Origin of the sequence: Streptomyces sp. KPB2, from assembly GCF_003950055.1 — a bacterium.
GTDB classification, from domain to species: domain Bacteria; phylum Actinomycetota; class Actinomycetes; order Streptomycetales; family Streptomycetaceae; genus Streptomyces; species Streptomyces salinarius.
In genome coordinates this window covers 7,657,008-7,670,451 of sequence record NZ_CP034353.1, presented here as the reverse complement: position 1 = coordinate 7,670,451, position 13,444 = coordinate 7,657,008, and the positions used below count along the sequence as shown (strand labels likewise).

General features: G+C 71.4%; 13 protein-coding genes. 5 read left to right on the top strand and 8 right to left on the bottom strand.

Features of this window, described 5'->3' with window-relative positions; translation table 11 throughout:
• Position 1 precedes the first annotated feature (1 nt).
• Both D1J63_RS34735 and D1J63_RS34730 read right to left on the bottom strand, forming a co-directional pair.
• Positions 2-397 (bottom strand): hypothetical protein, encoded by a 396-nt coding sequence (locus D1J63_RS34735; RefSeq protein WP_125634495.1) that lies wholly within the window; start codon positions 395-397, stop codon positions 2-4.
• Between the two features lie 67 nt (positions 398-464).
• The gene (locus tag D1J63_RS34730; RefSeq protein ID WP_125634493.1) at positions 465-911 is read right to left on the bottom strand and encodes a nuclear transport factor 2 family protein; all 447 of its coding nucleotides are present in this window, start codon (positions 909-911) and stop codon (positions 465-467) included.
• A gap of 208 nt (positions 912-1,119) precedes the next feature.
• Here D1J63_RS34730 and D1J63_RS34725 point away from each other — a divergent pair, with 208 nt between their 5' ends.
• Both D1J63_RS34725 and D1J63_RS34720 read left to right on the top strand, forming a co-directional pair.
• The gene (locus tag D1J63_RS34725) at positions 1,120-1,323 is read left to right on the top strand and encodes a hypothetical protein (RefSeq protein WP_061446499.1); all 204 of its coding nucleotides are present in this window, start codon (positions 1,120-1,122) and stop codon (positions 1,321-1,323) included.
• 169 nt (positions 1,324-1,492) lie between these two features.
• The gene (locus tag D1J63_RS34720; protein ID WP_125634491.1) at positions 1,493-2,350 is read left to right on the top strand and encodes a glycerophosphodiester phosphodiesterase family protein; all 858 of its coding nucleotides are present in this window, start codon (positions 1,493-1,495) and stop codon (positions 2,348-2,350) included.
• On the opposite strand, the gene D1J63_RS34715 is transcribed toward D1J63_RS34720, so the two are convergent.
• The 6 genes from D1J63_RS34715 to D1J63_RS34690 form a co-directional block, all read right to left on the bottom strand.
• A complete protein-coding gene (locus tag D1J63_RS34715; protein WP_206436801.1) occupies positions 2,337-3,314 on the bottom strand; it encodes a formylglycine-generating enzyme family protein in 978 nt (325 codons plus the stop codon). The two genes, D1J63_RS34720 and D1J63_RS34715, sit on opposite strands and share 14 nt — an antisense overlap.
• Positions 3,315-3,349: 35 nt before the next feature.
• Positions 3,350-4,828 carry a sulfatase-like hydrolase/transferase gene (locus D1J63_RS34710; RefSeq protein WP_277601478.1) on the bottom strand — a complete coding sequence of 493 codons (1,479 nt, stop codon included), beginning with the start codon at positions 4,826-4,828 and terminating at the stop codon, positions 3,350-3,352.
• A gap of 86 nt (positions 4,829-4,914) precedes the next feature.
• Entirely contained in the window at positions 4,915-5,916 is a 1,002-nt protein-coding gene (locus tag D1J63_RS34705) for an aliphatic sulfonate ABC transporter substrate-binding protein (RefSeq protein ID WP_164713268.1), read from the bottom strand.
• Positions 5,917-5,936: 20 nt separating this feature from the next.
• The gene (locus tag D1J63_RS34700) at positions 5,937-6,749 is read right to left on the bottom strand and encodes an ABC transporter ATP-binding protein (RefSeq protein WP_125634485.1); all 813 of its coding nucleotides are present in this window, start codon (positions 6,747-6,749) and stop codon (positions 5,937-5,939) included.
• Positions 6,746-7,633, bottom strand: a complete 888-nt coding sequence (locus D1J63_RS34695) for an ABC transporter permease (RefSeq protein WP_125634483.1) — start codon at positions 7,631-7,633, stop codon at positions 6,746-6,748. The genes D1J63_RS34700 and D1J63_RS34695 overlap by 4 nt, the downstream gene beginning before the upstream one ends.
• Positions 7,620-8,885, bottom strand: a complete 1,266-nt coding sequence (locus D1J63_RS34690; RefSeq protein ID WP_164713108.1) for an ROK family transcriptional regulator — start codon at positions 8,883-8,885, stop codon at positions 7,620-7,622. Before D1J63_RS34690 ends, D1J63_RS34695 begins: the two co-directional genes overlap by 14 nt.
• Positions 8,886-9,121: 236 nt before the next feature.
• On the opposite strand from D1J63_RS34690, the gene D1J63_RS34685 reads away from it, so the two are divergent.
• The 3 genes from D1J63_RS34685 (at position 9,122) to D1J63_RS34675 (ending at position 13,441) form a co-directional block, all read left to right on the top strand.
• Positions 9,122-10,480, top strand: coding sequence for a family 43 glycosylhydrolase (locus D1J63_RS34685; RefSeq protein WP_125634479.1), 1,359 nt, complete (start codon positions 9,122-9,124; stop codon positions 10,478-10,480).
• A gap of 136 nt (positions 10,481-10,616) precedes the next feature.
• Positions 10,617-12,773 carry a SpoIIE family protein phosphatase gene (locus D1J63_RS34680; protein WP_125634477.1) on the top strand — a complete coding sequence of 719 codons (2,157 nt, stop codon included), beginning with the start codon at positions 10,617-10,619 and terminating at the stop codon, positions 12,771-12,773.
• Positions 12,770-13,441 (top strand): CBS domain-containing protein, encoded by a 672-nt coding sequence (locus D1J63_RS34675; protein WP_102931463.1) that lies wholly within the window; start codon positions 12,770-12,772, stop codon positions 13,439-13,441. The genes D1J63_RS34680 and D1J63_RS34675 overlap by 4 nt, the downstream gene beginning before the upstream one ends.
• The last annotated feature ends 3 nt before the right edge of the window (positions 13,442-13,444 follow it).

Sequence of the window (13,444 nt, the reverse complement as noted above, 5' to 3'; positions counted from 1 at the left end):
GTCACGACGCGGCCGGCTGCCGTCCGAGCCGCTCCAGGACCCGTCCGCGGAGCAGCTCGTACTCCTCGCGGAGTCTGCGGATCTCGGGCGGCCGGGGAACGACGGTGCCGCCGACGACGGTCTCGTGCGGACCGAACTGCTCGCGGGTCAGGTCGACTTCCAGGTCCGGGCCCAGCCGGTTCCACCAGTGGTAGTCGACCCGCTCGCCCTCGACGTGCACCTCGCCGCGGATCAGCTCGCCGCCCAGCAGGTCGTTGAGCACCATGGCGGTCACGCCGCACTGGTCCCTGGCCGGGTTGTCCGCGGTCCACTGCGACCGGAACTCGGGTGTGCACGTCTCGGCGCTCCAACTGTCGCGCACGGCCCGCTCGATGTCGACGAGAAGCAACGGTGTCATGCGGTCCATTGTGTCGGCGGGCACTGACAGTCGCCCGTGACGAGGACGGCCGGGCCGAGCCCGGGGCTCACGTGCCCGGGACGCAGGCCTCGGCGATGGACAGGCTGTTCTCGTAGAGGTGGTGCCGGGTGATCCGGCCGCCCTCGACGGTCAGGCGCAGCGCGAACGGCCCCTCGAAGGACTTGCCCGTCGCCCGTACGGTCCCGGACAACCGTCCCATCAGGACGGCGTCCGTGCCGTCGACGAGGAACGTGTCGACCGAGGCCCGCGCGTCCTCGGGCACGGTGTGCTCCGCCAGTTCCGTGAACTGGGCGGCCGCCTCGGCTCCGGTGGAGCGGGGCCGTATCCAGGGGACGGCGGGGTTCTCGGCGAGCAGCCAGTCGACCTCGTCGGCGAACAGCTCGACCAGTCGCCCGGTGTCGCCGGCCATACGGGCGGTGAGGAAGTCGCGCACGACGGAACGGGTGACCTCGGCGACCTGGTCCCCCGTGGGTGCGGTGCGGGTGTCGGACATGCTGTGCTCCTCGCTGCGGTGGGCCGTTCCGGCCGGTGTTGCCGTCGGTGTGTCCGATCCTGCCGGGACGGAGGGGTACGGTCGATTACCCGGCGGGTAAGGCGGGCGGCCGGGCCCCCGTCGGGGGTCGTGGCCCGGCGTGCACCCGACTGGCCCAGTCCGCGCCCGGCGGGCGTTTCCCCCGGGTCCTCCGGTCGTTGGGACGGGCATGATCAAGAAGCTCGCCTGTGTCTCCGTCATGGCCGGCGCTCTGCTGGTCTCCGCTCCGGTCGCCGAGGCGGCCCCGGAACCCGGGCCGTCCACGGGTGTTCCCGGTGGTCGGCTCCTCGACAGCCTTCTCGGCTCGCTGGAGGTGGGGCACCCGGCCACCTCCCCGCAGTCACTCCTGCCGCAGGGCATCCTCGGCCGCTGAAAGGCGTGAGGCGGGAGGGACGGTTGCGCGCAATCATCCCCTCCCGCCTCCGATGACCGGTTCGGCGCTCCGCTCCACCGGCCCATCCCGGGACAGCCAGACCGCGGCAGGCTTCCCGTAACCACGGTCCTGGAGCCTCCAGGGAGTCATTCGAACGCGGGAGGCTCCAGTGAAGTTTCCGAGCAAGAGGCGCGCCGGTGCCGTGGTGGCCGTGCTGAGTGGTCTGGCTCTGGCGGTGACGTCGACGCCCGCGCAGGCCGCGACCGACGGCCCCGACGTCATCGCCCACCGCGGCTCCTCCGGCATGGCACCCGAGAACACCGCCGCCGCCATCGACCTCGCCGTCCGCCAACGCGCCGACCACGTCGAAATCGACGTCCAACGCACCAAGGACGGCACACTCGTCAACTTCCACGACTGCACCATGGAACGCACCACCAACGTCGAAGACCTCTACCCCGGACGCCCCAGCTACCGCGTCTCCGACTTCACCTGGAACGAACTGCGCCAACTCGACGCCGGCTCCTGGTTCCACGACAAATACGCCGGGGAGCGGATCATCACCCTCGACACCGTCATCCGCCACCTCCAGCACACCCCCACCGGACTCCTCGCCGAAATCAGCCCCTGCAGCCAATACGGCACCACCATCGCCACCGACCTCGCCGACACCCTGCGCGGCAAGCCCGGTTATGTCCGCAAGGCCCTCGCCCGGAAGCAACTGGCCGTGCAGTCGTTCGAGACGGATGACGCCCGCACCTTCCACACCGCCCAGCCCGACATCCCCATCGGCATCCTCGACGCCGACCGCCCCACCGACACCGAACTCGTCGAACTCAGCCAATGGGCCGACCAGATCAACCCCCAACACACCGTCACCGACCAAACCCTCGTCGACCGCATCCACCAACTCGGCATGACCACCAACGTCTGGACCGTCGACGAACCCGGCGCCATCCGCAAAATGCTCAACCTCGGCGTCGACGGCATCATCACCGACTACCCCCAAACCCTCACCCAGCGCTGAATCCGACGCCGTCCCCGTCGTTGGCGCAGCGGAAGCCGAGGTTGCCGGACGAGGAGTCCGGGGTGTTGGAGGAGCGGGCGGCGACCCGGTAGCGGTTGCAGTAGGAGTCGTGGCACAGGTAGGAGCCGCCGCGCAGCACCCGCGCCGTGCCGGTCTCGGGACCGTGCGGGTCCGCTGCCGGGGACTCGGCGTAGTACGACGGCGAGAACCAGTCGGCGCACCACTCCCACACGTTCCCCGCGGTGTTCCACAGGCCGTGGCCGTTGGGGCGGTAGGACTTGACCGGTGCGGTGGTCAGGTGGCCGTCCTCGACGGTGTTGACGTGGGGGAAACGGCCCTGCCAGATGTTGCAGCGCCACCGGCCGCCCGGAGTCAGCTCGTCGCCCCACGCGTAGCGGCGGCCGGTCAGTCCCCCGCGGGCCGCGTACTCCCACTCGGCCTCGGTGGGCAGGCGCTTGCCGGCCCACCGGGCGTAGGCGGTGGCGTCGTTCCAGGAGACGTGGACGACCGGGTGGTTCTGGCGGCCGGTGATGTCGGAGCGGGCGCCCTCGGGGCGGCGCCAGTGGGCACCCCGGACGTTGATCCACCAGGGGGTGCCAGCCGCCTCGCCGAGGACGTCGGTGCCCGGCGCGGCGACCACGAGGTGGAAGACCGCCGAGGAGCCGAAGCGCTCGGCGTCGGTCACATGGCCCGTGGCCTTGACGAAGGCGGCGAACCGGGCGTTGGTCACGGCGGTCTCGTCGATGTGGAAGGGGTTCAGACGCACCGTGTGGACGGGTGTCTCGCCGTCGGCGGGGTAACCCTCCCCGAAGGCGTCCCCCATGGCGAACTCACCGCCCGGCAGGCGCACCTGGCCGCGGGTCGAACGCGGGCGGGCGGCGGACACCGGCGCCGGAGGGACATCGGCGGCCTTGGCGACGGGTGCTGTCGCGGGGGCGCAGCACGGGCGGTGGGCGCTGGTCATGGGGTCCTCGAATCGGGCTGCGGACGTGTCGGGTGCTACGCCTTGTACGTGGACTCGTCGAGCCCGCTGAGGGTCGGGTCGTGTCCCACCTCGCCGACGTCGTACATCGATGTCATCCAGTGGTAGAAGTTGTCGCCGCGCTCGCGCAGTACGTCGTACAGTCTGCGCATCATGCGGCCGCGGACCTCCGCCTGCTCGGGGTGGGCGTAGACGTTCTGCAGTTCGTCCGGGTCGGTGTGCAGGTCGTACAGCTCGTTGACGGAGTCGGGGTTGACGACGAGCTTGTACCGGTCCTCGCGCAGCATGCGCTGCGGGTAGGGGAAGTGGTGGCCGTGGAACTCGCAGACGATGTCCTCGTCCCACTCCACCGACTCGCCCCGCACCAGGGGCAGCAGGCTGCGGGAGTCGACGGCGGGTTTCGGGTCCAGGCCCGCCAGTTCGAGGATGGTGGCCGTGCAGTCGAGGAGGCTGACGAACTCGTCGCGCACCTGTCCGCCCGGCGCGCCCGGGACGCGGAGCAGGCCGGGGGTGCGGTAGATGTCCTCGTACATCGCGGGGCCCTTGTCGTGCAGCCGGTGGGAGCCGGTGAACTCCCCGTGGTCGCAGGTGAAGAACACCGCGGTGTCGTCGACGAGGCCGAGCCGTTCCATGGCGTCCATGACCCGGCCGATCTGCTTGTCGATGAGGGCCACGTAGCCCCAGTAGACGGCGATGAGCTTGCGGGTCGTCTCGATGGGCATGGTGTCGAAGGTCCAGTGCGCGCTGTAGTTGCGCTGGACCGGCGGCTTGCCCTCGAAGGTCTCGGACACCGACCGCGGCAGTTCCACGTCCGCCGGGTCGACCAGGTCGAAGTACTCGTCGGGCAGGATGTAGGGCAGGTGCGGGCCGAAGAAGTGCAGGGCCAGGAAGAAGGGCCGGTCGTGCTCGTGGGCGTCGGCGGCGTACCGCTCCAGCTGCTCGATGGCGCGGGTGGCCAGGTAGTACTCGAAGGTGGCTTCGACCGGCTGGTGCAGCCGGGCGGCGAGCAGGTTGCCCGGGCCGCCGTTGGGCAGGGTGCCGCGGATGCGGTCGCTGATCTCGTACGGGGGCAGTCCGTGCTCGGCGAGGTGGGCGAGGTAGTCGGGGTGGTCGACGGGGTTGTGCCAGCCGGGCAGGTCGGGCCCGTCGAAGCCGTAGTCGGCCGCGGTGCGCCGGTTGCCGGTGTGCCACTTGCCGAACAGGCCGCAGTTGTAGCCGTGTTCGCGCAGGGCGCGGGAGAAGGCGAACTGGTCCTCGGTCAGGTCCTCCAGGTAGCCGACGTTGCGTTCGTGGTTGGCGAGGAGCTTGTGGCGGAAGGGCGCCTGGCCGGTCAGGAGGCTGGCGCGGGCCGGGGTGCAGATGGCGGTGGGGGTGTACCAGCGGTCGAAACGGGTCCCCGTGGCGGCCAGTTCGTCGAGTACGGGGGTGTGGGCCAGCGGGTTGCCGTAGGCGCCGAGCGTGTCCGTGCGGTGCTGGTCGGTCATGAGGAAGAGGATGTTCTTCCGGGACGCGCCGGACGGGCCGCCGGACTTGCCGCCGGACTCTTCGCCGGGCCGGGGGGCTGTGCTGGTGCTGGACTGGGTCACTTGCCCGCTCCCGTGAAGAGGTCGCCGGTGTAGTAGGTCTTCGGGTCGACGGGCTTCTTCAGCTTGCCCGCGTCGACGAAGTAGTCGTTCATGCCCTTCAGCCACTTGACGACGGTGCCGTCCTCGGTCAGCTTGTCGAGTTCCTCGACGCCGAGCACCTTGTTGTTGGCGGCGTCCGCCTTCACCTGGTCGACGGGGATCTTCAGCTTGGCGGCGGTGAGTTCGATCGCCTCGTCGGTGTGCTCGGAGCGGAACGTCATGGCCTCGCGCAGCACGGCGAGGACCTTCTTGGTCTTCTCCGGCTGGTCGGCCACCACCTTGTTGCCCGCGACGAACGCGGTGGGGAAGGAGACGTCCTGTTCGAAGTCGGTGTTCTTGGCGAGTTCGACCAGGTCGGGAACCTGCTTCTTGATCGTCGCCGCGGCCGGGTACCAGAAGCCGGCGCCGTCGACCTGCCCGGAGGAGAAGGCGGAGACGATGGTGGAGGGGTCCATGGGGACGACCTTCAGGTCCTCCTTGGTCATCCCGGCCTTCTCCAGGGCGAGGGTGAGGATCATGTCGCCGGAGGTGCCCTCGGGTACGGCGACGGTCTTGCCCTTGAGCTGTTGCATCGACGTGATGCCCGGCTGGGCGAGCACCCGGTCGGAGTTGCCGAGGGTGTTGATGGCGACGACCTTGGCCTGGCCGGAGGCGGGCAGCCACATGGCGCCGGGGCCTATGTATCCGAAGTCGAGGTTGTCGGTGCCCAGCGCCTGGATCTGGAGCGGGCCGTTGGTGAAGACCGTGGCTTTCGCCGACAGTCCGTGCTTCTTCCACAGGCCCTTGGCCTCGGCGATGGCGATCAGGCTGGCGCCGTTGAAGTCGTTGATGTATCCGAAGCGCACCTCGTCCGAGGAGCCGCCGGAGGACGAGCCGCCGCCGCACGCCGCGAGCAGCGCCATGGCGGCCGCGCCGGCGAGGGTGGTGGTGAGGCTTCTGCGGGTGAGGACGGGTGGCATGGCGGTGGGTCCCTTCCGGGTCATGACGTGGAGGAGTGGGAACCGGAAAGGGCGGCGGTGCGGCCTTCCTGGTGGTAGACGGAGTGCCACACGCGGTTGCGCAGTGCGGCGAACTCGGGGCTGAGCCGGAAGGCCTCGTCGCGTACGACGGCGGGGTCGACCTCGACGACGTCGTAGACCCGGCCGGGACGGGCGGCCATCACGACGACCCGGTTGGCCAGGAACACGGCCTCGTCGACGTCGTGGGTGATGAACAGGACCGTGCGCCTGTCCTGGCTCCAGGTCTTCAGCAGTTGTTCCTGGAGCTTGACCCGGGTGAGCGCGTCGAGGGCGCCGAAGGGTTCGTCCATCAGCAGGATCGAGGGGTCGACGGCGTAGGCGCGGGCGATGGCGCAGCGCTGGCGCATGCCGCCGGAGAGGGTCTTGGGGAGCGCGTCGGCGAAGCGTTCCAGGCCGACCAGTTCGATGAAGTGCTCTGCCCTGGCCCGGCGTTCCGCCTTGGGCACGCCGGTGGTGCGCAGGCCGAACTCGACGTTCTGGCGCACGGTCAGCCAGGGGAAGAGGGCGTACTGCTGGAAGATGACGCCGCGTTCGGGTCCGGGGCCCGATACGGGGGCGCCGTCCACCAGGGCTCGGCCCGCGGTGGGTGTCTCGAGCCCGGCGAGGATGTTCATCAGGGTGCTCTTGCCGCAGCCCGAGGGGCCGACGACGGTGACGAACTCGTGGTTGGCGATGTCGAGGCTGACGTCGTCGAGGGCGGTGAAGGTCTCCCGGCCCAGCGAGAAGGTCTTGGTGACGTGCTGGACGGAGATCTTGGCGGGTGTGCTGGTCATCGGCGTTCCTGCCATCGGGTGAGCCGGCGTTCGGCGAGGAGGAGGACGCGGTCCATGAGGAGACCGAGGATTCCGATCGAGACGAGTCCGACGAAGATGGTCGGGAGGTCGTAGTAGAGCTGGGCGTTCTGCATGCGGTAGCCGAGGCCCTCCTGGGCGGCGATCAGCTCCGCGGCGACGAGGGTGGCCCAGGCGGAGCCGAGGCCGACCCGCATGCCGACGAGGATGAAGGGCGTGGACGCGGGCACCACGACGCGGGCGAAGATCGTGGCGTCGCCCGCGCCGAGCACCCGGGCGGCGTTGATCAGGGTGCGGTCGACGTTCACCACGCCCTGGAAGGTGGAGATCACGCAGGCCAGGAACGCGGCGAGGAAGATGACGAAGATCTTCGGTGTCTCGTCGATGCCCATGGCGACCACGGCTAGCGGGATGATCGCCAGCGGCGGAATGGTGCGGAAGAACTGGATCCAGGGTTCGATCAGTCCGCGCAGGATGCCGTACCAGCCCATCAGGAAGCCCACCGGGACGGCCACGGCCGTGCCCAGGGCGAAGCCGACGAGGACGCGGGTCAGGCTGGCGAGGGCGTCGTCGGCGAGTGTTCCGTCGCTGATCAGGGTGGCGGCGCGGTCGACGACCTCGGGCGGTGTCGGCAGTTTGAAACCGGCGGACGCGAGGGCCCACCAGACGGCGATGCCGAGCGCGACGGAGACGGCGTTCAGGGCGAGCGGCAGCCCGCGCCGCCTGTCGGAACGGGTGTGCCGCGCAGCGGACTTGGCGTCACCGTCCTTGGTGGCGCCCGCCGCGTCGTCGGCCGCCCCGGCGTCGGGTGAGGGCTCGGGCCGCGGGTGCCGCCGGTCGGCCCTCCGCTTGTCAAGGACGGACATGGGCGGCTCCTTCGGTGGCGGAGTCGGATGCATCGGAACGGCCCTTCACGTCGGCGGTTTCGGGATACCTCGCCAGGAGGGGTGAGCTGTGGAAGACCGCGGCGAGCGCGCCGATGGCGCCGTCGTCGTCGGAGAGCCGGGCCGCGGTGACGACGGGACCGGCCGAGGCGGTCGGGAAGATCTCGGCGGCGAGCGTGGCGGCGACCTGTTCCACGAGGACGGGTGCCAGACGGGTGATCTCGCCGCCGACGACCACCTTCGCCGGGTTCAGCATCATGGTCGCGGCGCCGACCACCCGGCCCAGCGCCCCCGCGGCCTCCCGCAGGACCCGGTCCACGACGGGGTGGGCGCGGCGCACGGCGGCGGCGAGGTCGTCGAGGGTCTCCAGGCGCAGGCCGAACTCCCAGCAGGCGGCGAGGATTCCGGGTACGGATGCCACGGTCTCCAGACATCCCCGCTTGCCGCACCGACAGGGCCGGCCCGCCGGTTCGACGGTCACGTGGCCCAGTTCGCCGGCCAGTCCGGACGAGCCGGTCACCAGCTGGCCGCCGACCACGAGACCGCCGCCGACGCCGTCCGACAGGCGTACGTACACCAGGTCGGCGACGCTGTCGGCGCCGCTGATGGCCTCGGCCAGGGCGGCCAGGCGGGTGTTGTTGTCGACGATCACCGGTGCGTCGAAGCGCTCGGCGAAGGCCACGTCGACGCTTTCTGGTGCCGGGCGGAGCACGGTGGTGCCCGCCGTGGCGCGGGGCCAGGCCGCGCCCTCCGGTGCCGGGTAGGGGCCGGGCACGCCGATGCCGATGCCCTGCAGGGCCCCGTAGTGGACGCCCGCCTCGCCGCTCAGCCGGTCGACGAGTTCCAGGGCCAGTTGGGTCCGGGTCTGCCAGGTGGCGGTGTCCTCGTAGCGGACGGAGCCCGAGACCATGATCTCGTGCGAGGCGTCGGCGACGACGACGTGGACCCGCCGGTGTCCGAAGTCGACGCCCATGAACTGCGCGGAGGCGGGGTCGAGCGCCAGCCGTTCGGCCGGCCGCCCGCTGCCCTCGCGCCAGGAGGCGTCGGTGTCCACGACGACGATGGCGCCCCGTTGCAGGAGGGTGCCGGTGATCTCGGACAGGGTGGTGCGCGACAGGCCCACGACCCGGGCGATCTCGCCGCGGCTCATGGCGCCGTTCTCCTGCAGCGCACGCATCACGCGCTCTTCGTGGGTGCGCCGGACCAGTGCGTGCACTCCGCTGGGCATCTGCATGCCGGTCAAGGTAGGGAGGCTCGATTATTCCGTCAACACTCCGACGGAAAGACGCAACGAAGCGTTCACAATGCCTGGTGGACCGGGCTGCCGGTGAGCGGCTCGGGGCGGATTATTCGTCCGACCTGTTGACGTAAATGTGCGGGCGTTCGCATGCTGTGCGCCATGCCCCCGTCGTGCGGCTCGTCCGCCGCCCCTCGGTTCCCGGACGGGGACGACGAAGGAGAACCCGACTGATGACCGATGCCGAGTACGGACTCCACCGACGATCCCTGCTGGCCGGCGCGGCCGGCGTGGGGGCGGCGTTCACGCTGCCCGCGAGCGCCGCGCAGGCGGCCCCGGCGACCGGCCCCGCCTCCTCCCCCGCGGCCGGGGCGTCACGGCGCCACCCGCGCAACTGGCCCGATCCCGAGCCCTACGGCGCCGCGGACACCCGGGTGGACCTGTGGCCGCGCGAGGACAACTCGTTCGTCCTGCCGCTGGAGTTGCGCCCCCGTGACGAGGAGCGCGGCACGGTGTGGATGCGCGACACCTACGTGAACTGCTTCGTCGTCGACGGCCGCCCGGTGTACGTCGCCACGGGCACCTCCCAGGTGCCCGGACTCGACGCCGCGGGCCCGTGGAACGACGGCATCTTCGTGTGGCTGGCCCCCTCCCTCGAAGGCCCGTGGCGGCTGGCCGACACCACCGGCATCCGGCCCGGAGCCGAGCGGGGCAAGGTGTGGTCGCCCGAGTTCGCCGGGGAGAACCGGCCCGGCCGGACGGTCGTCGCGCCCTGGCAGGAGTACTGGCACGACGAGCGGTTCGGCAAGCGCGGCCAGGCCTGGGCGCCCGAGCTGCACCACTTCCGGGGCACCTGGTACATCGTGGCGTGCATGGGCGACCACTCCCGCAAGGTCGGCTCGTTCATGCTGGTGAGCGAGGGCGGGGTCGAGGGCCCGTACCGGCTGATCGAGGGGAACCTGGAGAAGCCCTTCGGCGACTCGTTCATCGGGGGTCCGAAGTTCATCGAGCCCGGCGCCTACCACCACATCGACGGCGGTCTGTTCACCGAGGGCGACGACGCGTGGCTCGTGCTGCACAACGACCTGTACGCGAAGTTCCGGGACGACATGGAGGACATCGTCACGACGACGGACCTGCCCCGGTTCCGGCAGACGCCGTACGCGCCGGAGCCGTATCTCGAGGGCGCCTACGTGTTCAAGTACCGGGGCAAGTACCACCTCGTCCACGCCGCCTGGGACCGGACCTCCGTCAACGCGGACGGCACCGTCCGCCAGGCCTACGACGTGCCCGCGGCCGGCCGGGTGCAGTACCAGTACGACGCGATCGTCGCCGTGGCCGACCGGTTCGAGGGCCCGTACTCGAAGCGGTACACCGCGGGGGTCGGTGCCGGGCACAACAACTTCTTCGTCGATCACCGGGGCGGCCTGTGGGCGACGTACTTCCTCAACCCCGCCGCCGGCTACTGGTCCGACGCCGCACGCGTCGCCGAGTCCGCCGTACCCGGTGTCGTACGGCTGGAGTGGACCGGACCGGCGGACGGCCGGCTGTATGTGAAGCGAAGGCCGCAGGGACACGGCAGCCGGGACTGAGCGGCAGCGGCCGGTCCCCGCCCGCTACGCCCTCGCATGCCGTCGCGGCGGTACGGGCGTAGTGTCCAGATATGGGTGATGTTCGGGGTGGCCGGCGTCGGGCAGCCCTGTCGGCGCGGACGCGGACGGACGGCTGATGGACTCCGCGATGGCCGCAGTGGTGCGGGCGAGCGGTGCGTACGGAGGAATCCTGTACGTACTGCCGCCGGGCGAGGACGCCGTGTGGCAGGTGCTGATCACGGGGGTCCCGCAGGAGATGGCCGCTCCGTGGCGCCGGGTCGGGCTGAAGGACCCCATGCCCGTCGCGGACGCGGTGCGCGAACGCCGCCTGGTGTGGGCCGGCGGCCGGGAGGACATGGCCCGCCAGTATCCGCGGCTGGCGCTGGTCCTGCCCTACGAGTTCGGGCTGGCGGCCGCGCCGCTGGCCTCGGGCCCCACCGTCCGGGGCGGGCTGGTGCTGCTGTGGGCCGGAAGTCATCCGGCCCGGCTGAGCAAGGGTGAGCAGGACGCCGTCCGGGCGGGCTGCGGCCGTCTGTACGACAGCCTGGAGCGGGCCCTCGACCGCGGCGAGCCGCTGCCGCCGGACCGTCCCCACACCCTGCCGCCGCCGGCCCCGCGCCCGTCCTCCCCCGTCGAGGCGTCCGCGCTGTCCGCGTTCGTGGACCGCCTGCCGGGCGGTTCGTGCGCGCTGGACCTCGACGGACGCCTGACCCTCGTCACCCCGGGGGCGGCCGAGCTGCTCGGGGTCGACCGGTCCCTGCTGATGGGCGCGCTGCCGTGGGAGGCGCTGCCCTGGATGGACGTGCCCCACGTGGAGGACCGCTACCGGGCCGCGCTGGTCAGCCGCAGACCGCAGGCCTTCACGGTGCTGCGCCCGCCGAAGACGTGGCTGACCTTCGAGCTGTACCCGGACGCCACGGGGCTGAGCGTCCGTATCACCCCCGGCGGCCCGGACGCGGACGCGCCCCCGGCCCCGTCGGTGCAGGCCTCCGGGCCCAGCCGCGCCGCGGTGCTGTACCACCTGATGCACCTGGCCTCCACCCTGACCGAGGCTGTCAGCGTGCCGGACGTGGTCGAGCAGACCGCCGACCAGCTGATGCCCGCACTGGGCGCGCAGGGCATGGTGGTGATGGTCCCGGAGGAGGGCCACCTGAGGATCGTCGGACAGCGCGGCTACCGCCCGGAGCTGCTGAAGCAGTTCGACGGCATCCCGCTCTCCTCGGCCGTTCCCGGCGCCGACGTCATGGCGACGGGGGTCCCCGGTTTCTGGCCGACGTTCGAGGAGCTCCGAGCGGCCTATCCGGCCATGACGCACGAGGACGGGATGGCCGCCTGGGCCGTGCTCCCGCTGATCGCCTCCGGCCGGCCCATTGGCTCCCTGCTGCTCTCCTACCGGCGGCCCCATGTCTTCCCGCCCGGCGAGCGGGCCGCCCTCACGTCGCTGGCCGGTCTGGTGGGGCAGGCCCTGGACCGCGCCCGGCTCTACGACGCCAAGCACCATCTCGCCCACCGTCTGCAGTCCGCCCTGCTGCCCCACACCCTCCCGCGCGTGGCGGGGCTGGACGTCGCCGCCTGCTACCTCCCGGCGGCCCGGGGACTGGGCATCGGCGGCGACTTCTACGACGTCATCCGTCTCGACGAGCACTCGGCCGCCGTCGCCATCGGCGACGTACAGGGCCACAACGTCGACGCGGCGGCCCTCATGGGGCAGGTCCGCACCGCCGTGCACGCGCACGCCACCGTGGGCGCGCCCCCGGGCGACGTGCTGGCCCGCACCAACCGCCTGCTCACCGATCTCGACCCCGGTCTCTTCACCAGCTGCGCCTACGTCCACCTCGACCTCGCCACCCACCGTGCCTGTGTGGCCCTCGCCGGGCACCCCCCTCCCCTGCTGCGCCACGCCGACGGGCGCGTCGAGGCCCTGCGCGTCCCGCCCGGTCTGCTGCTGGGCATCGAGCCGGACACCGTGTACCCCTCGCTGGAGTTCCCGCTGCCGCCCGGTTGTGTGCTCGCCCTCTACACCGACGGACTCGTCGAGGCGCCCGGAGTCGACCTCGACGACGCGATCGCGGCCCTCGCCGGGCTGCTGGAGCACGGCGACCCCAGCGACCTCGACGCCATGGCCCACACCCTCATCCGGCACGCGCCCGCTCCGGGCGACGACATCGCCCTGCTCCTGGTCGGTCCCCGCGCCGCGGCGGGGCACTCCGAGGGCCGATCGATCGTTTTCACGGACAAGAAGGACGAACGCCGGTCCGCGCGGACCGGCAGCGGAGGGGAAGACGCTCGATGAAACACCAGAGGGTGCGCGATCTGATGAGCGACGCCGTGGTGCGCGTGCAGCACGGCACACCGTTCAAGGAGATCGCTCACCTGCTGCTGGAATACGACATCACGGCGGTGCCGGTGGTCGACGGGGAGAACCGCCCCGTGGGAGTGGTGTCGGAGGCCGACCTGTTGCAGAAGATGTGGGGCGGGGAGCCCGACGGTTCGCGCGAGCACGCCGAGTGGTCCCGGGCCTCGGCGGGCAAGGCGGACGCCACGGACGCGGCCGGGCTCATGACCTCGCCCGCCGTGTGCGCCCGGGAGAGCTGGAGCGTCGTGGACGCCGCCCGGGTGATGGCCCGGCACCGCATCAAGCGGCTGCTGGTCGTCGACGACGACGGGCGGCTGGCCGGGGTCGTCAGCAGAAGCGACCTGCTGCGGGTATTCCTGCGCACGGACCGCGCGATCCGCACCGAGATCATCGAGGAGGCCCTGGTGAAGGCGCTGGGCCTGGCACCCTCGTCGGTGCAGGTGGATGTGACACACGGCCACGTCGTGCTCAGCGGCCGGCTCCCGGACCATGTGTCCGCCCCGCTCCTCGAGGAGCACTGCCGGGGCGTGGACGGCGTCGTGGCCGTCGAGTTCCGGCCGGCCGGCGAGACCGGCGCGGAGGATTCGGCGATCGTCGGCTCCTGACCG